At 62.2% G+C, this 25579-nt stretch carries 25 protein-coding genes; 13 read left to right on the top strand and 12 right to left on the bottom strand.

The features are described from left to right. Positions 1-313 precede the first annotated feature (313 nt). Both ACLH0I_RS14825 and ACLH0I_RS14820 read right to left on the bottom strand, forming a co-directional pair. A complete protein-coding gene (locus ACLH0I_RS14825) occupies positions 314-511 on the bottom strand; it encodes a YbdD/YjiX family protein (protein WP_003182142.1) in 198 nt (65 codons plus the stop codon). 15 nt (positions 512-526) lie between these two features. Beyond that, entirely contained in the window at positions 527-2587 is a 2061-nt protein-coding gene (locus ACLH0I_RS14820) for a carbon starvation CstA family protein (RefSeq protein WP_045156376.1), read from the bottom strand. Between the two features lie 322 nt (positions 2588-2909). On the opposite strand from ACLH0I_RS14820, the gene ACLH0I_RS14815 reads away from it, so the two are divergent. Beyond that, positions 2910-4271, top strand: a complete 1362-nt coding sequence (locus tag ACLH0I_RS14815; RefSeq protein WP_411384579.1) for a cache domain-containing protein — start codon at positions 2910-2912, stop codon at positions 4269-4271. A 29-nt stretch (positions 4272-4300) separates the two neighbouring features. Beyond that, positions 4301-4933 carry a response regulator gene (locus ACLH0I_RS14810; RefSeq protein WP_186730920.1) on the top strand — a complete coding sequence of 211 codons (633 nt, stop codon included), beginning with the start codon at positions 4301-4303 and terminating at the stop codon, positions 4931-4933. A gap of 122 nt (positions 4934-5055) precedes the next feature. Here ACLH0I_RS14810 and ACLH0I_RS14805 read toward each other — a convergent pair whose 3' ends face one another. Together ACLH0I_RS14805 and ACLH0I_RS14800 are read right to left on the bottom strand one after the other, a co-directional pair. Then, the gene (locus ACLH0I_RS14805; protein ID WP_411384578.1) at positions 5056-5925 is read right to left on the bottom strand and encodes an SDR family oxidoreductase; all 870 of its coding nucleotides are present in this window, start codon (positions 5923-5925) and stop codon (positions 5056-5058) included. Positions 5926-5971: 46 nt separating this feature from the next. Next, entirely contained in the window at positions 5972-7198 is a 1227-nt protein-coding gene (locus ACLH0I_RS14800; protein ID WP_411384577.1) for an arabinose transporter, read from the bottom strand. Positions 7199-7339: 141 nt separating this feature from the next. Between ACLH0I_RS14800 and ACLH0I_RS14795 the strand changes: the two genes are divergently transcribed. Together ACLH0I_RS14795 and ACLH0I_RS14790 are read left to right on the top strand one after the other, a co-directional pair. Continuing rightward, a complete protein-coding gene (locus tag ACLH0I_RS14795) occupies positions 7340-7966 on the top strand; it encodes a TetR family transcriptional regulator (protein WP_250965684.1) in 627 nt (208 codons plus the stop codon). 67 nt (positions 7967-8033) lie between these two features. Continuing rightward, on the top strand, positions 8034-8825 hold the full coding sequence (locus ACLH0I_RS14790) for a transporter substrate-binding domain-containing protein (protein ID WP_411384576.1): 792 nt from the start codon (positions 8034-8036) through the stop codon (positions 8823-8825). 356 nt (positions 8826-9181) lie between these two features. Here ACLH0I_RS14790 and ACLH0I_RS14785 read toward each other — a convergent pair whose 3' ends face one another. The 3 genes from ACLH0I_RS14785 to ACLH0I_RS14775 are packed head-to-tail and all read right to left on the bottom strand — an operon-like array spanning position 9182 to position 12089. Beyond that, complete coding sequence (locus tag ACLH0I_RS14785) at positions 9182-10201, bottom strand: TRAP transporter substrate-binding protein (protein WP_411384575.1); 1020 nt, start codon at positions 10199-10201, stop codon at positions 9182-9184. 50 nt (positions 10202-10251) lie between these two features. After that, the gene (locus tag ACLH0I_RS14780) at positions 10252-11532 is read right to left on the bottom strand and encodes a TRAP transporter large permease subunit (protein WP_250965687.1); all 1281 of its coding nucleotides are present in this window, start codon (positions 11530-11532) and stop codon (positions 10252-10254) included. Continuing rightward, positions 11529-12089 carry a TRAP transporter small permease gene (locus ACLH0I_RS14775; protein ID WP_250965688.1) on the bottom strand — a complete coding sequence of 187 codons (561 nt, stop codon included), beginning with the start codon at positions 12087-12089 and terminating at the stop codon, positions 11529-11531. The genes ACLH0I_RS14780 and ACLH0I_RS14775 overlap by 4 nt, the downstream gene beginning before the upstream one ends. A 517-nt stretch (positions 12090-12606) precedes the next feature. On the opposite strand from ACLH0I_RS14775, the gene ACLH0I_RS14770 reads away from it, so the two are divergent. Then, a complete protein-coding gene (locus ACLH0I_RS14770; RefSeq protein WP_411384574.1) occupies positions 12607-12933 on the top strand; it encodes a phage infection protein in 327 nt (108 codons plus the stop codon). A 259-nt stretch (positions 12934-13192) separates the two neighbouring features. Here the strand turns inward: ACLH0I_RS14770 and hpaR (ACLH0I_RS14765) are convergent, their stop codons facing one another. Next, on the bottom strand, positions 13193-13615 hold the full coding sequence (hpaR, locus tag ACLH0I_RS14765; protein WP_186707419.1) for a homoprotocatechuate degradation operon regulator HpaR: 423 nt from the start codon (positions 13613-13615) through the stop codon (positions 13193-13195). 269 nt (positions 13616-13884) lie between these two features. Beyond that, entirely contained in the window at positions 13885-14790 is a 906-nt protein-coding gene (hpaA, locus tag ACLH0I_RS14760; protein ID WP_411384573.1) for a 4-hydroxyphenylacetate catabolism regulatory protein HpaA, read from the bottom strand. Between the two features lie 185 nt (positions 14791-14975). Here hpaA and ACLH0I_RS14755 point away from each other — a divergent pair, with 185 nt between their 5' ends. The 8 genes from ACLH0I_RS14755 (at position 14976) to hpaI (ending at position 22363) form a co-directional block, all read left to right on the top strand. After that, positions 14976-15653: a fumarylacetoacetate hydrolase family protein gene (locus ACLH0I_RS14755; RefSeq protein ID WP_411384572.1), complete on the top strand. Its 678-nt coding sequence runs from the start codon at positions 14976-14978 to the stop codon at positions 15651-15653. Then, complete coding sequence (locus tag ACLH0I_RS14750) at positions 15650-16420, top strand: fumarylacetoacetate hydrolase family protein (RefSeq protein WP_411384571.1); 771 nt, start codon at positions 15650-15652, stop codon at positions 16418-16420. Before ACLH0I_RS14755 ends, ACLH0I_RS14750 begins: the two co-directional genes overlap by 4 nt. Positions 16421-16425: 5 nt before the next feature. Continuing rightward, positions 16426-17886 carry a 5-carboxymethyl-2-hydroxymuconate semialdehyde dehydrogenase gene (gene hpaE / locus ACLH0I_RS14745; protein ID WP_411384570.1) on the top strand — a complete coding sequence of 487 codons (1461 nt, stop codon included), beginning with the start codon at positions 16426-16428 and terminating at the stop codon, positions 17884-17886. Between the two features lie 196 nt (positions 17887-18082). Then, a complete protein-coding gene (hpaD, locus tag ACLH0I_RS14740) occupies positions 18083-18940 on the top strand; it encodes a 3,4-dihydroxyphenylacetate 2,3-dioxygenase (protein ID WP_411384569.1) in 858 nt (285 codons plus the stop codon). Between the two features lie 45 nt (positions 18941-18985). After that, entirely contained in the window at positions 18986-19378 is a 393-nt protein-coding gene (locus ACLH0I_RS14735; protein WP_250964125.1) for a 5-carboxymethyl-2-hydroxymuconate Delta-isomerase, read from the top strand. A gap of 52 nt (positions 19379-19430) precedes the next feature. Next, on the top strand, positions 19431-20735 hold the full coding sequence (locus tag ACLH0I_RS14730; RefSeq protein WP_411384568.1) for an MFS transporter: 1305 nt from the start codon (positions 19431-19433) through the stop codon (positions 20733-20735). Between the two features lie 12 nt (positions 20736-20747). Beyond that, entirely contained in the window at positions 20748-21551 is an 804-nt protein-coding gene (gene hpaH, locus ACLH0I_RS14725) for a 2-oxo-hept-4-ene-1,7-dioate hydratase (RefSeq protein ID WP_186707411.1), read from the top strand. Positions 21552-21565: 14 nt separating this feature from the next. Then, the gene (hpaI, locus tag ACLH0I_RS14720; protein WP_250964127.1) at positions 21566-22363 is read left to right on the top strand and encodes a 4-hydroxy-2-oxoheptanedioate aldolase; all 798 of its coding nucleotides are present in this window, start codon (positions 21566-21568) and stop codon (positions 22361-22363) included. 65 nt (positions 22364-22428) lie between these two features. Here hpaI and hpaR (ACLH0I_RS14715) read toward each other — a convergent pair whose 3' ends face one another. The 3 genes from hpaR (ACLH0I_RS14715) to ACLH0I_RS14705 form a co-directional block, all read right to left on the bottom strand. Then, positions 22429-22851: a homoprotocatechuate degradation operon regulator HpaR gene (gene hpaR, locus ACLH0I_RS14715; protein ID WP_250964128.1), complete on the bottom strand. Its 423-nt coding sequence runs from the start codon at positions 22849-22851 to the stop codon at positions 22429-22431. Positions 22852-23170: 319 nt separating this feature from the next. After that, entirely contained in the window at positions 23171-24112 is a 942-nt protein-coding gene (locus ACLH0I_RS14710) for a p-hydroxyphenylacetate 3-hydroxylase reductase component (RefSeq protein WP_411384567.1), read from the bottom strand. Positions 24113-24169: 57 nt separating this feature from the next. Beyond that, on the bottom strand, positions 24170-25339 hold the full coding sequence (locus tag ACLH0I_RS14705) for a p-hydroxyphenylacetate 3-hydroxylase oxygenase component (RefSeq protein WP_411384566.1): 1170 nt from the start codon (positions 25337-25339) through the stop codon (positions 24170-24172). Positions 25340-25579: the final 240 nt, after the last annotated feature.

Here is a 25579-nt window from a genome sequence, read left to right as displayed (position 1 = left end):
GCTCCCTCGCCACAAGGGATCTGTGATGTAAGCAAATCCTGAGAACACCACAAAACAACTGTGGGAGCGAGCCTGCTCGCGAAGGCGGTGGATCAGTCGACATTATCCTTGACTGACATTCCGCTATCGCGAGCAGGCTCGCTCCCACAAGGGATCTGTGGAGTATGCAAATCCTGAGATCACCCCAAAACAACTGTGGGAGCGAGCTTGCTCGCGATAGCGGTGTGTCAGCCACATCAATGGCGACTGACCTGACGCCTTCGCGAGCAAGCTCGCTCCCACAGGGTTGCATCATCCACTGGCAGTCAGCGGTTCAACAGCACTTGGGCCCACCCTTGCCACCGTAACGGGCCTCCTGGCGTTCCCGGAAGAACGCCTCATAGTCCATCATCGGCTTGTCCGGGTGCTTGGTTTGCATGTGCTCGACGTAGTTGTCGTAGTCGGGCATGCCGACCATCAGGCGGGCGGCCTGACCGAGGTATTTACCCAAGCGACTCAAGTCATTGAACATCGTTGCAATCCTCTATCAAGCGTCCGGCAGGGCCTGGAAGGGTGCTTCCTTGTCCGTGCGTTCCTTCGTGCCCCAGGCGGCGATGCCAACCTTGAGCGCGTAGAACAGGATGCTGAAGACCACGAACAGGAACAACACCGTCAGCGTTGCGTTGGTGTAGGCGTTGAACACCACGTGCTGCATCTGCTCGATGCTCTTGGCCGGGGCCAGGATCTGGCCGGCGGCCAGGGCGTCGTTGTATTTGCGCGCCAGGGCCAGGAAGCCGATCGCCGGGTTGGCGTCGAACAGCTTGATCAGGCCCGCGGTGGTGGTGCAGATCAGCAGCCAGCTCGCCGGCAGCAGCGTGACCCAGACATAGCGCTGGCGCTTCATCTTGATCAGCACCACGGTGGCGAGCATCAGGGCGATCCCGGCCAGCATCTGGTTGGAAATGCCGAACAGCGGCCACAAGGTGTTGATGCCGCCCAGCGGATCGATCACGCCCTGGTACAACAAGTAACCCCACAGCGCCACGCAGCCGGCGGTGGCGATCAGGTTGGCGGTCCAGGATTCGGTGCGCTTGAGGGCCGGCACGAACGAGCCGAGCAAGTCCTGCAGCATGAACCGCCCGGCACGGGTGCCGGCGTCCACCGCGGTGAGGATGAACAGCGCTTCGAACAGGATCGCGAAGTGGTACCAGAACGCCATGGTGTTCTCACCCGGCAGCACCGAGTGCAGGATCTGCGCGATCCCGACCGCCAGGGTCGGCGCACCGCCGGCACGGGCCAGGATGGTGGTCTCGCCGATGTCCTTGGCCACCGCTTGCAGCGCGTCGGGGGTGATTGCAAAGCCCCAACTGCTGACGGTCTGGGCCACGGCCACCACATCAGTACCGACGATCGCCGCCGGGCTGTTCATGGCGAAGTACACGCCCGGTTCGATCACCGAAGCGGCCACCATGGCCATGATCGCCACGAAGGACTCCATCAGCATGCCGCCGTAACCGATGTAGCGGGCGTTGGTTTCGTTATCCAGCAGCTTGGGCGTGGTGCCCGAGGAGATCAGCGCGTGGAAGCCCGAGACCGCGCCGCAGGCGATGGTGATGAACAGGAACGGGAACAGCCCGCCCTTCCACACCGGCCCGGTGCCGTCGGTGAACTGGGTCAGTGCCGGCATTTTCAGCTCGGGCATGGTGACCAGGATGCCGATCGCCAGGGCGACGATGGTGCCGATCTTGAGGAACGTGGACAGGTAGTCCCGTGGCGCGAGGATCAGCCACACCGGCAGCACCGCCGCGACAAAACCGTAGCCGATCAACATCCAAGTGATCTGGATCCCGGTGAAGGTGAAGGCCTTGGCCCAGACCGGGTCGGCGGCAATCTGCCCGCCCAGCCAGATCGAACCCAGCAGCAACAGCACGCCGATGATCGAGATCTCGCCGATGCGGCCCGGGCGGATGTAGCGCATGTAGATGCCCATGAACATCGCGATCGGGATGGTCGCCATCACCGTGAAAATGCCCCACGGGCTCTCGGCCAGGGCCTTGACCACGATCAGCGCCAGCACCGCGAGGATGATGATCATGATCAGGAAGCAGCCGAACAGCGCGATGGTGCCGGGGATACGGCCCATTTCCTCGCGCACCATGTCGCCCAGGGAGCGACCGTTGCGGCGGGTGGACAGGAACAGGACCATGAAGTCCTGCACCGCACCGGCCAGCACCACGCCGGCGATCAGCCAGAGCGTGCCGGGCAGGTAGCCCATCTGCGCCGCCAGCACCGGCCCGACCAACGGCCCCGCGCCAGCAATGGCCGCGAAGTGGTGGCCAAAAAGGATGTGTTTGTTGGTCGGGACGTAGTCCAGGCCATCGTTGTTGAGCACGGCGGGGGTGGCCCGGCGCGCATCGAGTTGCATCACGTTGTTGGCGATGAAGAGGCTGTAGTAGCGGTAGGCGACCAGGTAGATGGCCACGGCGGCGACGACGATCCAGAGGGCGTTGATGGGTTCGCCGCGGCGCAAGGCCACGACACTCAACGCACAGGCTCCCAGAACAGCCACGGCAAACCAGGCGAGGTGTTTAACCAGACGGGTTGTCATTGCGTGTCTCCTGCCGATATCCAGTGGATTGCGGCGATTGTTTTTATAGTGTGCCCCGGCTATTCGGAGCCGGCCCAATATCCCTGCAACGGGTCAATAAATAAATCCGTAGTACTACGTAGAACCGCGATTCCCTGTGGGAGCGAGCCTGCTCGCGAAAGCGGAGTGTCGGTAAATAGTGATTTATCTGACCCACCGCCTTCGCGAGCAGGCTCGCTCCCACAGTTTTGAGCCTCATATCCGTTAGGGTTGTTGGGCGCACACGGGATTGGCATATGATGCCCACCATTCGCCTCCCCGCCGAGCCCGGACAGGAGTACAGATGCTGCTCAAACACAAAATCGTCGCCCTCGGGATCTTGCCGCTGGTCCTGGCCATCGCGGTCATCTGCGCCCTGGTGATCTCGCTCAACCGCCAATTGGGCGATCAACAGGCGCAACTGATCGAAGACAGCATCCTGGCGAGCAAGCGCGCCGAGCTGAAGAACTATGTCGAGATGGCGCAGAGCCTGATCGCCCCGCTGTATGACGACGGCCAGGGCGACGCGCGCGCGCAACAGCAGGTCCTGGAAGAACTGCGCAAGCTCAGCTTCGGCATCAACGGTTACTTTTTCGTGTATGACCGCCAGGGTCGCAGCCTCATGCATGCCCGCCAGTCGGAATTGGTCGGGCAGTATCTTTGGGACATGAAGGACCCCAAGGGCCTGCCGGTGATCCAGGCGTTGATCAGGAGCGCCGAGTCAGGCGATGGTTTCCAGCGCTACGCCTGGAACAAGCCCTCCTCCGGACAGGTGACCGACAAGTTGGCCTACGTCGTGAGGCTCGACAAATGGGGCTGGACGCTTGGCACGGGGATCTACCTGGAGGATGTCGAACGCGCCACCCAACAAGCCCGTGACGAAGTCGCCCATGGCATCCACACCACCATGCAAGCCATCGCGGCCATCGCATTGGTAGCGGTCCTGCTGGTATTCGCCGGAGGCATGACCCTGAACGTCAGCGAACATCGCCTGGCGGACAAGAAGCTGCAGCGGCTGAACCAGCGCATCGTCAGCCTGCAGGAAGAAGAACGCTCACGGGTTTCTCGCGAGCTGCATGACGGCATCAGCCAATTGCTGGTGTCGATCAAGTTCCAGTTCGAACTGGCCAGCCATGTGTTGGAGAACGGTCAGGAAAACGGCCTGGGCATCCTGAAGACCGCCACCGACCGGCTGGGCGACGCCATCGGCGAGATCCGTAGCATCTCCCACGACTTGCGCTCCTCCCTGCTCGACACCTTGGGCCTGCCCGCCGCCATCGGCCAACTCGCCAGCGAGTTCCAGCAGCGCAGCGGGCTGGAAGTGTCCTACCGCAGCAACGAATTCGATTGCCGATTGGAAAATGGCGCCCCCGTCTCGCTGTTTCGCATTGCCCAGGAGGCCCTGACCAATATCGAGCGCCATGCCGGGGCGAAAAGCGTCGGCATCAGCCTGTTCGGCTCCAGCCAGTCCCTGCGCCTGACGGTGGTCGATGACGGGATGGGGTTCAACGTCCCGCAAGTGGAACGCGGCCATGCCGGCATCGGCCTGCGGAACATCCGCGAACGGGTCGAGCATTTCGGCGGACGCCTGGAAGTGACGTCGGTGCCAGGCCGCAGCGAACTGGACATCCTGCTGCCCATGAACCTCTCGGTCACGCAAAGCTGATGCCCCCACTCCAACCAGAGTACTTGCCGATGACCCTGCCTCCCGTGATTCGCGTCGCGCTGGTCGATGACCATTCCTTGGTCCGCGACGGCATCAGGGCCCTGCTCTCGGTGATGCCGCAACTGGACGTGGTAGGCGAAGCCGAGAACGGCGCACAGGCGATCGAAATGGTCGGTCGCTGCCAACCGGACCTGCTGCTGATGGACATCGGTCTCAAGGACAAGAACGGCCTTGAGCTGACCCGATTACTGGGCAAGCAATACCCCAGCCTCAAGATCCTCATCCTCAGCATGTACGACAATTATGAGTACGTGAGCGAATCCGTACGCGCCGGCGCCAGCGGCTACGTGCTCAAGAACGCGCCATCGCGGGAAATCATCGCGGCCATCGAGGCCATCATCAGCGGCGGCACCTTCTACAGTGCCGAGATCGCCCAGCGACTCGCCACCGACCCGCACAGCGACAACGAGCTGACGCCACGGGAGAGCCAAGTGCTGGCGAAAATGGTCCAGGGCCTGAACAACAAGGAAATGGCCCGTGAACTGGACATCAGCGTACGTACCGTCGAAACCCATCGCCTGAGCATCCGCCGCAAGCTGAACATCGACAAACCCGCGGCCCTGGTGAAATACGCGATCGACCACGGGATCATTTCCCGCTAGAGGCCCCGCACAGCCCTTGTGGCGAGGGAGCTTGCTCCCGCTCGGTTGCGCAGCGACCGTAAAATATTGGGGTCGCTGCGCAACCCAGCGGGAGCAAGCTCCCTCGCCACAGGTTATTCATTTCAATCGGCGTGGTAATAGCCCGGCAACTCAAGATCATTCAACAGGCTCGGGCCACTTGGCGTCCATCCCAGCAAGGCACGGGTGTATTCGCTGGACACCGCCATGTTCGCCGCCGCCATGTGGGCAAACCAACCGAAATGCTCGCGCTCCCGGGATTCGACCGGCAACCCCAGGCCACGACCGATCGCCTGGGCAATGGCCTTGAACGGCACGGCCTCGTCGGCGACGGCGTGGTAGACCGACTGCGTCACGCCCTGCTCCAGCGCAAGCCGATAGACCCGTGCGGCGTCCAGCCGGTGCACGCCCGACCATAAGTGACCGCCGTCTCCGAGATAGGCCGAGACGCCCGTCTCCCGGGCCAGGCGAATCAGGAGAGGCACGAATCCGTAGTCGCCGAGGCCATGGACCGAGGGTGCCAGGCGTACGGTCGCGCACCGCACACCACGCTCCATCAGCGCCCGGGCCGCCGTTTCGGATTTGCGCGGCGAAGCCGGGCTGGGCACCTCCAGTTCGCTCGCGCCTCGGGTCAAGCCCAGCAGGCCGGACGTCACCAGCAAAGGCCGCTCAGACCCTTGCAGCGCGCTGCCCAATACTTCGATGACATGGCGGTCCTGCTCAGCGTGCTCGGCAAACCGCGAGAAGTCATGATTGAACGCGGTGTGAATCACCGCATCCGCCGCCGAGGCGGCCTGGTGCAGGACGTCGAGGTCTTCCAACGTGCCGCGGACCACCTTCGCGCCGGTCGCGGCCAGCGCAGCGACCTTGTGCTCGGAACGGGCCAGGCCCGTGACCCGATAGCCGGCCCCCCTCAATTCCTGGACCACGGCAGACCCCACCCAGCCCGTGGCACCGGTAACGAATACATGCATGTTTCAAACTCCTGTTAAAACCTATCGAGGAACACCACTGACGGACTCAAACCGGCTGCCGGCCTTGGGCCCCCGGCAGCAACAGCACCAGCGCCACGACAACGGCCAGCATCACCGCCACGGCCCCGCCGAGGTAAACCGCGCCGATGCCCCAGGTACCCGCCAACGCCCCGGCCAGCGGACTGCTGAGCCCCAGGGAGATGTCGAGGAAAGCGACATAGGCGCCCATGGCGAGACTGCGGTTCTGCGGCGGCGCACGCTTCACCGCCTCCACCCCGAAGCCCGGGAAAGCCAGGGAATAGCCGAAGCCGGTGAACGCCGCCCCCAAGTAGGCGATTGCCGCCGTGTCTGCCCCCCAGATCAACAACAGCCCAACGGCTTCGATCACCACGCAAACCAGGGCGACACGGGCCCCGCCGATCTTGTCGGGCAGGTGGCCAAAGAGCAGGCGCGCACCGATGAAGGCCAGGCCGAAGGCGGTGAACGCCAGGGAGGCATCGCCCCAGGCCCTGGCCGCGAACAACAGCGCGATAAAGGCCGTGATGACCCCAAAACCAACGCTGCAAAACGCCAACCCCATGCCTGGCATCCACACGGCCCCCATCACCTTGTAGAACGGTGCCCGCCGGGTCGCTGTAGGGGCGACCGCCCGCACACCTGAAACAATCAGCAGCGCCAGCAGCGGGACGAACACCGTGGCGACGGCAATGCCCGTGAACCCCCAACCGCCATTCAGCGCCACGCCGAGCGGAGCGCCCAGGGCATAGGCGCCGTACATGGCGATGCCATTCCAGGCCATGACCTTGCCGGCATGCTGCGCGCCCACCAGTCCCATGCCCCACCCCAGCGCACCGGTGACAATGAGACTTTCCCCAAATGCCAGCAGCACACGTCCGCCCAACAGTAGCCAGACCGAGGTCACAGGCGTGGCAACGAACGCCAGGGAAAGCAGATAGACCAACCCGGAAACCGCCGCCGTCACCAGGCCAACCATGACCGCGCGCTTGCCACCGCGCATGTCGGCGAAATTGCCAGCCCAGGCTCGTGACAACAACGCCGCGGCGAACTGCGCGCCGACCACCAGGCCAATCACCAAGGTGCCCATGCCCAGGGTGTCATGCAGGTGAAGGGGCAAGACCGGCAATTGCATGCCCAGGGTCAGAAAACCGATGAAGACCGTTAGCGTGAGCGGCAACAGCTTGAGCACCGGATGGGCACCGAGGGATGCCTGAGGCACCGCAGAGGCAACGAGATGAATATTTTCTTGAGTCATAACCCTACCCACGGAAAGGATGCGATGTGACGTTGAACGCGGCCTGTGGATCCCACTAGAATGCGATCAATTCGTCGCATTCAAGATACGAATAATCCGTCGCATTTCCTATTCGCATTCCCTGTCGAGGTTCACGTCCGCATGTCCGAACGCCCAAGCCCGCAGATTTCCTCGCGCAAACAGCCGAAACAGGCACGCTCCACCGAGCTCGTCGCCGCCGTTCTGGAGGCGGCTGTTCAGGTTTTGGCGACCCAGGGTGCGGCACGTTTCACGGTGGCCCGTGTTGCCGAGCGAGCGGGCGTCAGTGTCGGCTCGGTGTATCAGTACTTTCCGAACAAAGCGGCGATCCTGTTCCGCCTGCAAAGCGATGAATGGCGGCAAACCAGCGACATGCTGCGCGAGATTCTTGAAGACAACCGCAAGCCGCCCTTCGAGCGACTGCGCACCCTGGTGCGGGCGTTCATCCAGTCCGAATGCGACGAGGCCCAGATACGCGTCGCCCTCAACGACGCCGCACCGCTCTACCGCGACGCCCCCGAGCACCAGGCCGCGCGGATGTCGGTGCAACAGTCGGTGGACGCTTTCATGCTGCAAGCCTTGCCAGACGCTCCTGCACAAACCCGGGCCCTGGCAGGAGACTTGGTCATCACCACGCTCGGCGCCGTGGGCAAGCGTTTTTCATCAGCGCCCCGCTCTCCCGTGGAGGTTGCCGTGTATAGCGACGCCATGGCCGATATGTTCTGCGCCTACCTGGAAAGCCTGCAGTGACAGCCTGCCGGCACTTTTACTACACTCCCCGATCTTGTTTCCCTCCGCTACGAGACGTCCAATCCCTATGAAAACCATAACAAGCTCGATGACGTTCTGTGGCCTGTTGGCGCTCTCCTGCGGCGCCCTGGCCGAGCCGGCTCCCTCGCTGCTGGATCAGGTCCAGCAGCGCGGCGAACTGAAGGTGTGCACCACCGGCGACTACAAGCCCTACACCTTTAAAACCCAAGCCGGCGAATACGAAGGCATCGACATCGACATGGCGCGCTCACTGGCCGCCAGCCTCGGCGTCAAGGTGCAATGGGTGCAGACCACCTGGAAAACCCTGATGCCGGATATGGTTGCAGGCCAATGCGACATCGGTATGGGCGGGATTTCGGTGACGCTGGAGCGCCAGAAAAAGGCCTATTTCAGTAGCACCCTGGACGTGGATGGCAAGATCCCGCTGGTGCGTTGCGAAGACAAGGAGCGTTACCAGACCATCGAGCAGATGAACCAGCCGTCGGTGCGTCTTGTCGAGCCGGCGGGTGGCACCAACGAAGCCTTTGTCCGGGCGTTCCTGCCCAACGGCCAGCTCAGCTTCCACGACAACGTGACCATCTTCCAGCAACTGCTGGACAAGAAAGCCGACGTGATGATCACCGACGCGTCCGAAGCGCTCTACCAGCAAAAACTCAAGCCCGGCCTGTGCGCCGTCAACCCGACTCGCTACCTGCAATATGGCGAGAAGGCCTACCTGCTGCCGCGGGATGACAACACCTGGAAAATGTACGTCGACCAGTGGCTGCACCTGAGCAAGGCCAATGGCAGCTACCAGAAAGTGATTGGCCAGTGGCTGGCCGTTCCGGCCGCCCAGTAACCGTCGCTAGAAAACTACAAAACCCTGTGGGAGCGAGCTTGCTCGCGATGGCGTCAGGTCAGCCACATTGATCTTGGCTGACACTCCGCTATCGCGAGCAGGCTCGCTCCCACAGGAAATCTGCGGCGTATGCGAGTCCTGACTCCACCCAAAACAACTGTGGGAGCCGAGCTTGCTCGCGATGGCGTCAGGTCAGCCGCATTGATCTTGACTGACACTCCGCTATCGCGAGCAAGCTCGCTCCCACCGGGGATCTGCAGTGTATGCAAATCCTGAGTCCACCCCAAACAACTGTGGGAGCACTCCCACAGGGTTGGATCTGTTCAGGCCTGACGCTGGTGTCAGGCCCATTCACCTCATTGCGCCGCCCGCACCTTGGCGATTTGGTCGTACATTGCTTTCACCAGGTCGCCATCCAGGGATTTGGCGAACTTGTCGATCACCGGCTGCACGCGCTCACGCATGCGATCTTTCTCGGCTGGGCTGATTTCATTGACGGTCATCGCAGCGGCCAACGTCGCCTTGGCCTTGTCCATGCTCGCCGCCGTGACTTCACGCTGGAATGTCTGCGCCTCGGCCGCGGCCGCGCGAATCATTGCCTTTTCATCGTCGTTGAGGCGGTTCCAGGTTTTCTGGCTGATGATCAACGACTGCGGATTGAAGATGTGCCCGGTGACGGAAAGATACTTCTGCACCTCGTAGAACTTGTTGCCTTCAATCACCGTGAAAGGGTTTTCCTGGCCGTCGATGGTGTGCTGCTCAAGGCCGGTGTAGACCTCCGGGAACGCCATCGGCACCGGGTTGGCGCCCAGGGCGGTAAAGGTTTCCAGATAGATTGGCGACTGGATCACACGCAGTTTCAAGCCTTGCATGTCTTCCAGCTTGGTCACCGGGTGCTTGCTGTTGGTCAGGTTACGAAAACCCAGGTCCCAATAACCCAGCCCTACCAGCCCTTTGCTGTCCAGTTGCGCCGCCAGTTTCTGCCCGACCGGCCCATCGATGACCGCATGGGCTTCCTCGACGTTGTTGAACAGGAACGGGAAATCGAGCATGGCGTAATCCGGGGCCTGGGCGGCCAGGATGCCGGAGTTGAGCACGGTGATGTCCAGGGTGCCGCCCTGCAACGCCGACACCGTTTGCACGTCACCGCCCAGCGTACCGCCGGGGAACAGGCGGACCTTGATCTTGCCACCGCTCTTCTCGCTGAGCAGGTCGGCGAACTTCTGCGCGCCCTGGCCCTGGGGGTGTTCCTTGACGTTCTGGAAAGCGAATCGCAGGGTACGTTCGCGAATCTCATCCGCATGGCTGGCCACGCTGCCCAACAGCAAGCCCGTCGCGCACGCCCCGGCCAGCAGGGTTTTCATCAGTTTTCCCATGTCACTCTCCGATCGTTATTGTTTTTTAGGTCGAGCTAACAGCACCGGTGTCAGCCGGTGAAGAATTTCAACGGCCCCAGGACCAATTGCGGAAACAGGACCAACAGGAACAGCACCACAAACTGCGCAAGCATGAACGGCCACACCCCGCGAACGATCTCCTCGAAGTCCAGCTTCGCCACCCCGCAAACCACATTGAGCACCGTGCCTACGGGCGGCGTGATCAGGCCGATGGCGGTGTTGATCAGGAACAGCACGCCGAAATACACCGGGTCGATCCCCGCCTGGATGACGGCGGGCATCAGCACCGGGGTGAGAATGAGGATGGTCGGGGTCATGTCCATCACCGTCCCCACCAGGATGATCAGTACCATCATCACCAGCAGCAAAAGGGTCTGGTTGTCCATGAACGGCGCCAGCAGCTCTGCCAGTTGGCCCGGCAGGTCGGCGATGGTCACCAGCCACGACGAAACCATGGCCGCCGCCACCAGCAGCATCACCACCGAGGTGGTCTTGGCCGAGGACAGGATCACTTCGTACAACTGGCTGACTTTCATCTCCCGGTAGATCACCAGGGACACGAACAACGAATAGACCGCCGCGACCACCGCGGCTTCCGTAGGCGTGAAGATGCCGAACTTGAGGCCCAGGATGATGATCAAGGGCAGGCCCATCGCCCAACTGCCGTCGAGCAACGTGCGCAGCACTTCGGCACGGGAACGCTTGGGCGGTGTCTCGACGTTCTCGCTGCGGGAGATGAACCACCAGGCAACGGCCAGCGAAGCCCCCAGCATCAACCCCGGCACGATACCAGCCAGGAACAGCTTGGAAATCGAGACCCCGGACGCCACGCCAAAGACGATAAAGCCAATGCTCGGCGGAATGACCGGCGCAATGATGCTACCGGCGGCGATCAGGCCAGCCGAGCGTCCTCGATTGTGCCCGGCCAACACCATCATCGGCACCAGCAACGCCGCCAGTGCCGCCGCATCGGCCACGGCCGAACCGGACAGCGACGCCAGCAGGCAAGAGGCGATGATCGCCACGTAGCCCAGCCCGCCGCGCTTGTGCCCCACCAGCGCCATGGCAATGTTGACGATGCGTTTGGACAGCCCGCCGACGTTCATGATTTCGCCGGCCAGCATGAAAAACGGCACGGCCATCAGCGGGAAACTGTCCGCGCCGTTGAGCAGGTTCTGGGCAATGATTTGCGCGTCGAACAGGTCCAGGTAAACCATCAACGCCACGCTGACCACCAGCAAGGCAAACGCGATGGGCATGCCCAGTGCCATGCTGCCGATCAGGGACCCGAGAAAAATAACCAGCGTCATGGGCGGGTACTCTTGATGGGGCCAGGGGCGGCGGCGTTAGGGGTGATCAGCTCTGCGTCGCTGTCCTTGACCATCACCAATTCGTCATCCCCCAGCTTGCCGAACAGTGCCAGGTAGAGTTCGTAGAGCAGGATCGCTGCGGCACTGGCGCCGAACACCAGGCCGGCACCGTAGAACAGCGACATGGACAAGCCTGACGCCGGGGCGGCGACATTCAGGTTGATCACTGCCTGTTGCCAGCTGCCACTGAAAATCAGCCAGCAGATGTACAACATCAAAAGGTGACTGATGACCAGGCAGATACGCTTGCCTGCCGCCGGCAAGCGCTTGACCAGGCTGTCCATGCCCAGGTGGGCACGGTCCTTGAGCGCCACCAGGGCGCCGAGAAAAATCATCCAGACGAAGAACCAGCGCGACAGCTCCTCCGACACACTGATGCCCGAGTTGAAGGCATAGCGCAGCACCACATTGCCGAACACCAGCACGATCATCGCGACCATGCACACCACGATCAGCAGCTTCAGCAGCTTGAAATACAGATCCACGACTTTTGTCATCTTGAAGAACTCCGAGGCTTGTCGAGCGCCAACATCCCGCTGGCGCGATAAGACCGCAACAACGTGGGTCGCTAGCGAATCAAACCTGGAAGGCTGGACGGTGCACTTGAAAGATGGATCAAGGAGGCGGCGCGGGACGCTCGCAGACGGACTGCCATGGGGTGTTCCTCTATTTTTATTATGGTCTCGGTCACGTGGGACAAGACAGGTGCCGCTAAAATGTACCACCCGGTTAGTTTGGTCAATAACCCACGCAGGGATACACCGCAAAGCGTGCGATTATCGACCAGACAATTCGCGGTTTTTCAGCTCGTCGAGCACTCGGCAGCGCCTCGCCTCCCCATGCCTCAACAGGATTTGTATCGCTCTGTATAGGAAGCACGGCTTGATACGAAACGACAGATTTCGCCCCCGCCTCGCACACATCGTCGATACATCTGCGCGTTTAACTGTGATCACCGGACAGCAACACCTTCGCTGCCACGGATCTACTCAATCAAACGCAAGGAGAATCACCATGTTCAATTTCTCGAAACTGTCGTCCTTGGCAATCGCCCTGGCACTGGTTGGCGGTGTCGGCCTGGCGAACGCTGCCTCGGCAAAGAACGACCCGGCCCAGGCTGAGCATCAACTGGCCGAAGGCGGCTCCGATCGCCTGAGCCAGAATCGTGTGGCCGAGGGTGGCTCTGATCGTCTGAGCCAGAATCGCGTGGCCGAGGGTGGCTCTGATCGTCTGAGCCAGAATCGCGTGGCCGAGGGTGGCTCCGATCGTTTGAGCCAGAATCGTGTGGCCGAGGGTGGGGCTGATCGGTTGCAGGAGCTGCGTGAACGCAGCCCGGTGTGAAGGAAGCGCTTCTGTGGCGAGGGAGCTTGCTCCCGCTGGGCTGCGTAGCAGCCCCCCTGCCCACTCCCACTCGTTCAGGTGAGCTTTGCGACTGCTTCGCAGTCGAGCGGGAGCAAGCTCCCTCGCCACAAGAGCTCAAAAGCTCAAAAGCTGAGAAGCTGAGAAGCTGAGAAGCTGAGAAGCTGAGAAGCTGAGAAGCTGAGAAGCTGAGAAGCTGAGAAGCTCAAGCCTTACTGGCCCAAAACTCAAGCCTCAAGCCTCATGGCTTGATGTTCTTCAACTCACCGAGCAACGCGAGCAATTGCTGCATCTTCTCCTCGCCAAATTGCTCTTCGATCCGCCGGTAGTTGCTTTCCATGCCCTCGCTCATGGACACGAAACACTGCTGGCCACGCTCGGTCAGGCCCACGAAGACCCGACGCTGGTCCTGGCTGGATTTCTGTCGACGCACCAACCCGTCACGCTCCAGGCGACTGAGCACACCGGTCATGCTCGGCTTGAGAATGCAGGCCTGATGGGCGAGCTGGTGGCTTTCCAACTCACCTTGCTGATGGAGGATGCGGATCACTCGCCACTGCTGTTCCGTGAGGTCATGCTGGTTCAGCGCCGGACGAAAAAAAGCCATCGCCGCTTCGCGGGCTTGCAACAGGGTCAGGGTCAAAGAAGGTCTGGGGTTGGCCATGTTCGAACTGTGTGAATGGGCGAGTCGGCAGCTTAGTGTCGTCTCCAGGCTGTCGCAAGAAGCAAAGTCTCTCGGGAGCTTCTGTGGCGAGGGAGCGTGCTCCCGCTCGGCTCTGTAGGAGCTGGCGAAGCCTGCGATCTTTTGATCTTTCGCTTGAGATCCAAGTGTCTTGAGAAAGATCGCAGCCTCGCTCCGCTCGACAGCTCCTACAGGCCCAGCGGGAGCAATCTCTGGCCACGGGACTATCTGCATAAAGTACGGCTGCGTTTTCAGCGCAACCCCGATTGCCGCTGGCGATACTCCCCCGGCGTGAGTTGGGCGTAACGCTGGAAAAAGCGGCTGAAATACGCCGGGTCCTTGAAACCCAGCTGGTAGCAGATTTCATTGGCCGAGCTGCCGGTGAACAGCAGCAAGCGCTTGGCCTCCTGCATCAGCCGCTCCATGATCAGCCGCTTAGAGGGCAAATCGGCGATGCGTCGACACACGTCGTTGAGGCGCGCTTCGGTCACGCCGATGCCTTCGGCGTAGCGCGACAGCGGCCAATGCTGCAGGTAATGGGCCTCGATCAGCTCGTTGAAGCGATGGAAGATCTTCAGGTCTTCATGCCGCGCGGGCCTGGCTTGCAGGGAATTGGAACACAGCCGCAGCAGGCTGATCATGATCAAACGCGTCAACCCATCCAGCGCCGCGCCGCGTCCCGGATGCCCCGCCACCACCTCCTCGCTCAGTTCCTCGAACAAGTATTCCAACCGCCGCACCTCCCCCGCCTGCCCAGGCCCCAGTTGCGCCAAGGCCACGCAGGCGGCCGGCAGTTGCACGCCAGCCGGCGCCAGGCTCGGATCGGCGTCGATCAACTGCCACACCAGTTGCTGGCGCACCGTCAGCACATGCCCGTCGCTGTCGGCCTCGGTCACGAAGGCATGGGGAATGGTCGGCGGGGTGAGGAAGAACATCGGGCCGGATTCAACGTATTGCTGGTCATCGAGGTAGACCCGCACGGTGCCGCTCTTGACGTAATGCACCTGGAAGAACCGGTCGTGGCGGTGCACCGGCATGTTGCGACCGAAAAAACCCGCCAGGTTGGCGAGCCGGTCGTAATGCACTTCGGCGTCGCTGTAGCGCTGGTCGTACACCTGACCAATGTTGATGTTCGGGATCGGCTGGCGGTCGGTCATCACGCAGTGCTCGTTTTTATTCTGATTCAGGTACCTGCCGCCCTCATCCTGCACCGAATCCGGCAAGGCAACCAGTGCCGGTCATTCTGTCACGCTTGACGATAGTTAACATCTTAATTATAACTGTTAACACATTAACAATAACCGCAGAGCCCACATCACTCTGCCATCGCCAGGAGACAAGCATGAGCCGTGCCCTGCATGACGTCGCGACCGGCACCCTGTTCGGGGTCGCGCTGAACTACCAGGGGCTGCTGAAACAGCGCCTCGCCGAGTTCGAGCAACCGCCCTACCAGAAGCCGCCGCTCAAGCCCGTGCTGTTCATCAAGACGCCCAATACCCGCAACCGGCACGACGCCGATGTGGTTCACCCAGGTGGCGGCGAAACGCTGCAACCAGGACCGGCCCTTGGCGTGGTGATGGGCAAATCGGCCAGCCGCGTCAGCGCCGCCGAGGCCATGGACTACGTGGCCGGCTACACCATCATCAATGAATTCAGTCTCCCGGAAGACAGTTATTACCGCCCCGCCGTCAAGGCCAAGTGCCGGGACGGCTTTTGCGCCATCGGTCCGGAACTGGTGCCGAGCGCCCAGGTGGCCGCCCCCCACAGCCTGGCGATCACGCTGTACGTCAATGGCGAGGTGCGCCAGCAAAACAGCACGGCCAACTTCGTGCGCAACATTCCCCAATTGATTGCCGAGATCAGCGAGTTCATGACCCTGCATGCCGGCGATGTGCTGATCACCGGCACGCCTGAGGGACGGGTCGATGTACTGCCCGGCGATCGTGTCGAAGTGGCCATCAGCGGCCTGGGTCGCCTGGTCAATACCGTCGTGGCCAAGGAAACAGGAGCAGGTTCATGAAACACGCGCGCATTCGTTTTGAAGGGCAGGATCACGCCGTCATCGTTGAAGCCCACAACGCCGTACGCCTGGCCGACGGTCGCCTGCTGGCCGAGGACCAGGTCCAATGGCTGCCACCGGCCACCGGCAGCATGTTCGCCCTGGGCCTGAACTACGCCGATCACGCCGCCGAACTGGCGTTCAAGCCGCCGACCGAACCCCTGGCATTCATCAAGTCGCCTGGCACCTACACCGGCCACAACCAGGCAACCTGGCGTCCCGACAATGTCGCCTACATGCATTACGAGTGCGAGCTGGTGGCGGTCATCGGCAAAGCCGCGCGCAACGTCAAGCGCGAGGATGCGCTGGACTACCTGGCCGGCTACACCGTGTGCAACGACTATGCGATCCGCGATTACCTGGAAAACTACTACCGCCCCAACCTACGGGTGAAGAACCGTGACGCGACCACGCCCGTCGGCCCCTGGATCGTCGATGTGGCCAATGTGCCGGACCCGAGCAACCTGACGCTGCGCACCTGGATCAACGGCGAGCTGCGCCAGGAAGGCAGCACGAAGGACATGATTTTCGACATCCCCTACCTGATCGAATACCTGTCCAGCTTCATGACCCTGCAACCCGGCGACATGATCGCCACCGGCACGCCGGAAGGCCTGGCGGACGTGGTGCCCGGTGACGAAGTGGTGGTGGAAGTAGAAGGCGTCGGTCGCCTGGTCAATCGAATTGTCAGCGAAGCCGAGTTCTTCGCATCCCGTAAAGAGGCATGAGCAGCATGATCAAACATTGGATCAATGGCCGTGAGGTCGAAAGCAAAGACGTCTTCGTCAACTACAACCCGGCCACCGGGGAGGCCATCGGCGAAGTCGCCAGCGGCGGTGCCGAGGAAGTGGCCCAAGCGGTCGCGGCCGCCAAGGAAGCGTTTCCAAAATGGGCCAACACCCCGGCCAAGGAACGCGCCCGGCTGATGCGCAAGCTCGGAGAACTGATCGAGCAGAACGTGCCGAAGCTGGCCGAACTGGAAACCCTCGACACCGGTTTGCCGATCCACCAGACCAAGAACGTGCTGATTCCGCGCGCTTCCCACAACTTCGATTTCTTTGCCGAAGTCTGCACGCGAATGGACGGCCATACCTACCCGGTCGACGATCAGATGCTCAACTACACCCTGTACCAGCCGGTGGGTGTCTGCGCGTTGGTTTCGCCCTGGAACGTGCCGTTCATGACCGCGACCTGGAAGACCGCGCCATGCCTGGCGCTGGGCAACACGGCCGTGCTGAAGATGTCCGAGCTGTCGCCGTTGACCGCCAACGAGCTGGGTCGCCTGGCGGTCGAGGCCGGCATTCCCAACGGCGTGTTGAACGTGATCCAGGGTTATGGCGCCACGGCCGGCGATGCGTTGGTGCGTCATCCGGACGTGCGGGCGATTTCTTTCACCGGCGGTACCGCCACCGGCAAGAAAATCATGCAGACCGCCGGGTTGAAAAAGTACTCGATGGAACTGGGTGGAAAATCGCCGGTGCTGATTTTCGAAGACGCCGACCTCGAACGGGCCCTCGACGCCGCGTTGTTCACGATTTTTTCCCTCAATGGCGAACGCTGCACCGCTGGCAGTCGGATCTTCATCCAGGAAAGCGTCTACCCGCAGTTCGTCGCCGAGTTCGCCGCCCGTGCCAAACGCTTGATCGTCGGTGATCCGCAAGACCCGAAGACCCAGGTCGGCTCGATGATCACCCAGGGCCATTACGACAAGGTCACCGGCTACATCAAGATCGGCCTCGAAGAAGGCGCCACCCTCCTGGCCGGCGGCCTGGAGCGCCCGGCCAACCTGCCGGCCCACTTGAGCCGCGGCCAGTTCATCCAGCCGACAGTGTTCGCCGACGTCAACAACAACATGCGCATCGCCCAGGAAGAAATCTTCGGCCCGGTGGTGTGCCTGATCCCGTTCAAGGACGAAGCCGAAGCCTTGCAGCTGGCCAACGACACCGAATACGGGCTGGCCTCGTACATCTGGACCCAGGACATCGGCAAGGCCCATCGCCTGGCCCACGGCATCGAGGCCGGCATGGTGTTCATCAACAGCCAGAACGTGCGCGACCTGCGCCAGCCTTTCGGCGGCGTAAAGGGTTCCGGAACCGGCCGCGAAGGTGGACAGTACAGCTTCGAAGTGTTTGCCGAGATCAAGAACGTTTGCATCTCCATGGGCAGTCATCACATACCGCGGTGGGGGGTATAGGCCCAAGCCTCATGGGCGACGATGACTCTGTGGCGAGGGAGCTTGCTCCCGCTCGATTGCGCGGCGATCGCAAAAAAAATGGGGCCGCTTCGCAGCCCAGCGGGAGCAAGCTCCCTCGCCACAAGCGCTCATCGACAAAACCTGATTCACCCGCTGTCCCGAGATTCAACAAGAACAACATTTCAGGAGAATCATCATGGGCGAAGTCGTCCTGGCTGCGAAAATCTGCCACGTTCCCTCGATGTACCTGTCGGAGCTGCCCGGCAAGCACCACGGTTGCCGCGCCGCCGCGATTGCCGGCCACAAGGAAATCGGCCGTCGCGCCCGTGAGCTGGGCGCCGACACAGCCGTGGTGTTCGACGTGCACTGGCTGGTCAACAGCGCCTATCACGTCAACAGCGGCGAGCACTTCAAGGGCGTCTACACCAGCAACGAGCTGCCGCACTTCATCAAGAACATGGAGTACGAATACGCAGGCGCGCCGGAACTGGGCGAACTGATCGCCGCCGAGGCCAATGCCGTGGATGTGCGCACCCTGGCCCACAACATTCCAAGCCTGGAGTTGGAATACGGCACGCTGGTGCCCATGCGCTACATGCACATGGATGTCCCCCAAGCGCAGAAATTCAACGTCGTGTCCATTGCCGCCTGGTGCGCCTGGCATCGCCTGCAAGACAGCTTCGCCTTTGGCGCCGCGGTGCGCCGGGCCATCGAGAAAAGCGATCGCAAGGTGCTGGTGCTGGCGTCCGGTTCGTTGTCCCACCGTTTCTCCGATGATCGCAACGCCGAAGCCAACATCCACAACTGGACGCGGGAGTTCGACAAGCAGGTCGACCTGCACGTCGTCGAGATGTGGCGCCAGGGTCGATGGAAAGAGTTCTGCGCCATGCTCCCGGACTACGCCGAACACTGCTTTGGCGAAGGCAAGATGCACGACACGGCGATGCTGCTTGGGCTGCTCGGCGGGCCGGACTACGACAAGCCTGCCGAAATCATCACCGAGCCGTTCGGTAGCTCCGGCACCGGGCAGATCAACGCTGTCTTCCCTGTTTGACACCCCGGCCGCACGGCGTCCCCGTGCGGCCTGAAGGAGCCGTTCATGCCGCATTTCATCGTTGAATACACCGACAACATCGAACGCCAAGCCGACCTCCCCGGCCTGTTTGAAAAGGTCCATGCCGTGCTGGGCGACAGCGGCGTGTTCCCCCTGGGCGGTATCCGCAGCCGCGGCGTACGCCTGGACACCTGGCGCATGGCCGACGGCAAGCATGACTACGCCTTCGTGCACATGACCTTGAAAGTCGGCCATGGTCGCGACCTGGCCACCCGCCAGAAAGTCGCGGAAAAACTCTTCGAGGTCATCACCGCGCACTTCGCCGAACTCCAGGCCCAACGCCTGCTGGCCCTGTCGTTCGAGATGATCGAGCTGCACGAACAACTCAACTTCAAGGCCAACAACGTCCACGCCTTCCTCAAGGGCCAGGCCAGCTGAATCCATCTGCCCCGCCCTCCCCATCGGCCTCTCTGACAAAAAGTACAAGATCATGAGCACAGCCAATACCGCCGACACTGTCGGCACCATCGCCCACGACCGCACCCATGCCACCATCACCTGGCGGTTGATGCCGCTGCTGCTGGTCTGCTACCTCTTCGCCCACCTGGACCGCATCAACATCGGCTTCGCGAAGATGCAGATGAGCGCCGACCTGCAGTTCAGCGACACGGTCTACGGCTTCGGCGCCGGCCTGTTCTTCATCGCCTATGCGCTGTTTGGCGTGCCCAGCAACATGGCCCTGGACCGGGTCGGCCCGCGGCGCTGGATCGCTACCCTGATGGTAATCTGGGGCGCCTTGTCCACCGGCATGTTCCTCATCGAAAGCGCCGCCGGTTTCTACGTGCTGCGCTTTCTGCTGGGCGTGGCCGAGGCCGGTTTCTTTCCCGGCATCCTGGTCTTTCTCAACCGCTGGTATCCGGCCCGGCGCCGGGCCCAGGTGACGGCGTTGTTTGCTATCGCGGTGCCAATGGCCGGGGTGATTGGCGGGCCCTTGTCCGGCGGTATTCTCGAGCATTTCCATGACCTTGGCGGCCTGCGCGGCTGGCAGTGGATGTTCGTCATCGAAGGGCTGCCGGTGATCCTGCTCGGCTTGGTTGTGCTCAAGTGCCTGCCGGACAGTTTCGAGGCGGTCAACTGGCTGACACCCCAGGCCAAGCAACAGCTGCGCGAACAACTGAGCCTTGAAGAGCAGCGCAAATCCATCACCTCGTTCTCGGCGATCCTCAACAACCCACAAGTCTGGTTGTTGGTGGCGGTGTACTTCGCCGTGATGCTGGCGGTGAACACCCTGGCGTTCTGGATGCCGACCCTGATCCACGGTGCCGGCATCGGCAGCGACGGCAAGGTCGGGCTGCTCAGCGCGGTGCCCTACCTGGCCGGCTGCTTCTTCATGATCGGCTGCGGGCGCTCCTCCGACCGCCATCGCGAACGCCGCTGGCACCTGTGCGTGCCGCTGTTGATGGCCGCGCTGGGCATCGCGGTCGCCGGGCTGTCCCCTGGCAACCCGACCCTGGTGCTCAGTGGCCTGATCGTCGCCGGCATGGGCGCCAGTGCGGCGTTGCCGATGTTCTGGCAACTGCCGCCAGCCTTCCTGTCCAACGGCACCCAGGCCGCCGGCATCGCGCTGATCAGCTCCTTCGGCAGCATCGCCTCATTCTTCGCGCCCTACCTGATCGGCTGGATGCGCGACACCACCCAGAGCGCCAGCCTCGCCCTGTACGTGCTGGCCCTGCTCATCGCCCTTGGCGGCTTGCTGGTGCTGCGCACCCGGGCTGCCATCGTCAATCCTCAATAAGAGACCCTTGCCATGCTTGACCAGACTTTCATCCAGCAAGCCGCCGCGCGCCTCGACCAGGCCGAACGCACCCGTGAGCAGGTGCGACAGTTTTCCCTCGACCACCCGGCCATCACCCTTGAGGACGCCTACGCCATCCAGCGCGCCTGGGTCGCGCAAAAGATCAAGGACGGGCGCAAGCTGGTCGGCCACAAGATCGGCCTGACCTCCCGGGCCATGCAGGTATCGTCGAATATCACCGAGCCGGACTACGGCGCGCTGCTCGACGACATGTTTTTCGATGAAGGCACCGACATCCCGTTCGAGCGCTTCATCGTGCCACGGGTGGAAGTGGAGCTGGCGTTCATCCTCGGCAAGCCGTTGAAAGGCCCGAACGTAACGGTGTTCGACGTGCTCGACGCCACCGAATGGGTGATCCCGGCGCTGGAAATCATCGATGCGCGCATCCAGCAGGTCGACCCACAGACCAAGGCGACCCGCAAGGTCTTCGACACCATTTCCGACAACGCCGCCAATGCCGGGGTGGTCATGGGCGGTCGTGCCGTGCGCCCGACCGAGATCGACCTGCGCAAGGTGCCGGCGGTGCTCTACCGCAACGGCGTGATCGAAGAATCCGGCGTCTCGGCGGCGGTGCTCAATCACCCGGCCAAAGGCGTGGCCTGGCTGGCGAACAAGCTGGCGGCCTATGACGTCACCCTGCAACCGGGACAGATCATCCTCGGCGGTTCCTTCACCCGCCCCGTGGCCGCCAACCCCGGCGATACCTTCCATGTCGACTACGACATGCTCGGTTCCATCGCCTGCCGTTTCGTCTGATCGGAGACCACCTAATGGACATGCCCATCAATACCTTCAAGCAACGCCTGCGCAGCGGCGAAGCGCAGATCGGCCTCTGGCTGGGGTTGGCCGATGCCTACTGTGCGGAGCTGGCGGCCAATGCCGGCTTCGACTGGCTGCTGATCGACGGCGAACACGCGCCGAACGACTTGCGCACCTTGCTCGGCCAGCTCCAGGCCGTGGCACCCTACCCCAGCCAGCCGGTGATACGTCCGGTGGTCGGCGACACGGCGCTGATCAAGCAAGTGCTCGATATCGGCGTGCAAACCTTGCTGGTGCCGATGGTGGAAAGCGCCGACCAGGCGCGCGAACTGGTGCGTGCCATCCACTACCCGCCCCACGGTGTCCGCGGTGTCGGCAGTGCGCTGGCCCGGGCGTCCCGCTGGAACAGCATCCCCGGCTACCTCGACAAGGCCGATGAACAGATGTGCCTGCTGGTGCAGATCGAGAGCCGCGAGGGCCTGGCCAACCTGGATGCCATTGCCGCGGTGGACGGTGTGGATGGGGTCTTTATCGGCCCGGCGGACCTGAGCGCGTCCATGGGTTTTCGCGGCAACCCCGGTCACCCGGATGTGCAAGCGGCCATCGAAGACGCCATCACCCGCATCCGCCAGGCCGGCAAGGCTGCCGGGATTCTCAGCGCCGATGAAAAACTGGCCCGGCGTTACCTCGAACTAGGCGCGGCGTTTGTCGCGGTGGGCGTGGATACGACGGTGTTGATGCGGGGCTTGCAGACACTGGCGGCGACGTTCAAGGACACACCAAAGCCGACGGTTGGCGGCGTGTACTGACACACCAATCTCTGTGGCGAGGGAGCTTGCTCCCTCGCCACAAAAGCTAGCTCCACTTGGCGGTCTCAGCGCCTGATCGCCTTCAGCTCATTGAGCAACCCCAGCAACGTCTGCAACTTTTCTTCCCCCAGTTTTTCCTGCAATCGCTGATAGTTCGCTTCCATGCTCTGGCTCATCGAATCGAAGCTCGCCTGCCCTTGCGGCGCCAGGCGCACCAGTACCCGTCGCTGATCCTGTTCGGCCTTGCGCCGCACCACCATGCCCGCCGCTTCCATGCGCACCAATACGCCGGTCATGCTGGGCTTGAGGATGCAGGCCAGTTCGGCCAGGCGATTGATCTCCAGTTCGTCGTGCTGGCTAAGGATACGGACGACCCGCCATTGCTGCTCGGTCAAGCCGTGTTGGTTGAGGGACGGCCGGAAAAACCCCATGGCCGCTTCGCGGGCCTGGAGCAGGGTCAGGGTCAAGGATTGGCGCGGCTGGGGCATGGATTAGGTTCGCGAGAAGATTTAGTTAATGAGTTAACTAAATCTTAACAGCTTCCAGCCGATGTCGAACTCATCCGTTCACACTATCCGGATGGGGCGATAGACCCCTGTGGCGAGGGAGCTTGCTCCCGCCGGGCTGCGCGGCAGCCCCTGGATCAATCAAAGCAGCGTGGCTGCACACATACCCCTGTGGGAGCGAGCTTGCTCGCGATAGCGGAGTGTCAGTTAACGATGATGTCGACTGGTCCACCGCCATCGCGAGCAAGCTCGCTCCCACGGGGCGCTCAGCGCTTCATCCCATTGAAGACAGTCATCTCGCTCAAGCGCCCTTGATCACCCCTTTGAGCACTTGCTTGAAATGCTCGACCTGTTCCTCGCTGAACTGGCCGAACACTTTGTCCTGCTGCTCCTTGGCAATCGCCCAGAGCCCCTCAGTCTCATCGATTCCCTTGACCGTCAGGCGTACCCGCTCGCCTTCATCGCTCACCAGGCCCTTGCGCTTGAGGTTGGCCACGGCTTCTTCGATCTCGCGCACCGGCATTGCCACTTCCCGCTGCAGGTCGCACAGGTTCAGTCCGGCGTCGTTCTCCAGCACCATCAACATCCGCGCTTCGCTGGTGCGCAAGCCGGTGGACAACTGACGCGGCTGGTAGCTGGCCTGGTAGGCTCGCAGCGCCTGGGTCATCAGGTAATACAGATTGTGGCTCAAGCGGCCTTGGAAATGACTGCTGGGGGACTGGCCCTCTTCCCGTTTGGTCATGCGTGTGTGAGGCAAGACCATCGAGTAGGCGCCCTGGTGGTAGAGCAACGGCGAACGGCCGAAATCATCAAAGGCCACGACCTTGCCGATCATGATCCAGTGATCGCCACCATCGACCTGCTGGAATTTTTCGCAGTGAAAACGCGCCGAGCAGTCCACAAACACCGGGGCACCGCCTTCGCCGGCCTCGAATTCGATTTCAGCGAAGCGATCATCCTTGGGTCGGGCGAAGTTGTTTGACAGGTCGATCTGGTCGGCGGCCAACACGTTCACCGCGAAATGGCTGGCGGCCTCGAACACTTCGTGGCTGCTGGAGCGCTTATCGATGCTCCACAGGATCAACGGCGGATCCAGGGACACCGAGTTGAAACTGTTGGCCGTCACCCCGACCTTGCGGCCATCTTCAGTGGCGGCGGTGACCACGGTCACGCCGGTGGCGAAGTTACCCAGGGCCCGGCGGAACGCGCGGGTGTCGAAAGCGGTATCACAAAGACTGGACATGCAAGACTCCCGGCCGCCTCAAGGGGCGGCCTCGATTATTGTTCTAGGGACAGGCGGTCAAACCATGGAAGGATCGGGATCGAGCCCCATCAGCTCACGACCGAGGATCTGCGCGCAGACGTCGTAGTCGGTGTAGGCATGGGCCCCGGTCAGGTGGGCGTCGCGAAACAGCCGTTGCAACTCGTTGCTCTCGAACCAGGCGCCGCCGCCGGCCGCCTCCATCAAGCGGTCGACGGCCTGGATGCACATCTTGGTGGCGTAACCCTGGTTGGTCCGCCAGAACGCCAGGGTTTCCCGGCTGGGGTACTCGTGGCGCTCGCCGTGTTCGGCGTGCTCCTGCCAGGTTTTTTCCAGGAAAGCACGGGCTGCCGCCACCTGATGGGTAGACTCTGCCAAGCGCATCAACGCCGGGGTGGCGGCACCGACGGCCGCGCCGGTGTAGGCCCGCACGCGGTTGCGGGTTTTCTGGCGAAAGACTTCCAGCATGCGCTCGGCCACACCCAGGCTGACCGTGGAGAAACCACTGGCGAAGTACGGCCGGTACGGCGAGTAGAAAATCTTGCTGTCCGGGTAGAGGCCGAACCCACCGGACTTGCCTTCCATCATGTCCTTGGCTTTCTGGATCCGGTGTTCCGGCACGAAAGCGTTGTCGATGATCAAGGTCTTGCTGCCACTGCCGCGCATGCCCACCGCGAACCAGTCATCGCGAATGTCATAGTCGCTGCGCGGCAGCACCGCAAAGCAATAGTCCTGGGTGCCTTCGGTGTTTTTGCGGCGGAACCCCACGATCGCCCATTCGGCATGATCGCAGCCGCTGCTCCAGCCCATTTCACCGCTGAACATCACACCGCCGTCGGCCTCTTCGGTGCGGCCAAACGGTGCGATGCTGCTGCTGGCGGTGGCATCCGGGTCATCACCCCAGATTTCCTCCTGGGCCTTGGCCGGGAACATTGCCAACTGATGGCTGTGGGTGCACAACAGGCTCATGGCCCAGGCTGTGCTGGCACAGGCACCGGCCAGCAGCGCGATGCAATCGGCGAACTGCGGCAGGGAAACCTCCAGGCCACCGTAGGGTTTGGGCTGGAAGGCCCGGTGCATGCCGATGCTCTTGAGCAAGGCGATATTTTCGGCGGGCACGCTACGGTCTTTCTCCGCCTGGAAGGCGTTTGCGGCAATGGCCGGCAGGAGGGGCTTGAGGTCTTCGAGCAGCGGGTTTGGCTTTTTCATGGACGGGCTCTTTTATTATTGGCGTCTGCCGTTCCCGCCTTTGCCCGGCAACCCGGGGCGCACAAACAGCGGGATCAGTGATTAAGGCCGGTCCAGTATGGGCAATCGCGGGCAGGTGAAAAATGCACCTTCCAGATCCAAGATTGTACTTTTCATGGGGCAGGTTTCGGCTTCCGTGGCGCCCTCGGTCAAATCCCCCGGCACGGATGATCAAGACAAGCGCCTTGCCAAGGCTCTTAA

Source organism: Pseudomonas sp. MPB03 (assembly GCF_046605385.1).
Taxonomy (GTDB): domain Bacteria; phylum Pseudomonadota; class Gammaproteobacteria; order Pseudomonadales; family Pseudomonadaceae; genus Aquipseudomonas; species Aquipseudomonas zanjanensis.
This window is presented reverse-complemented; position numbering and strand designations above follow the sequence as displayed.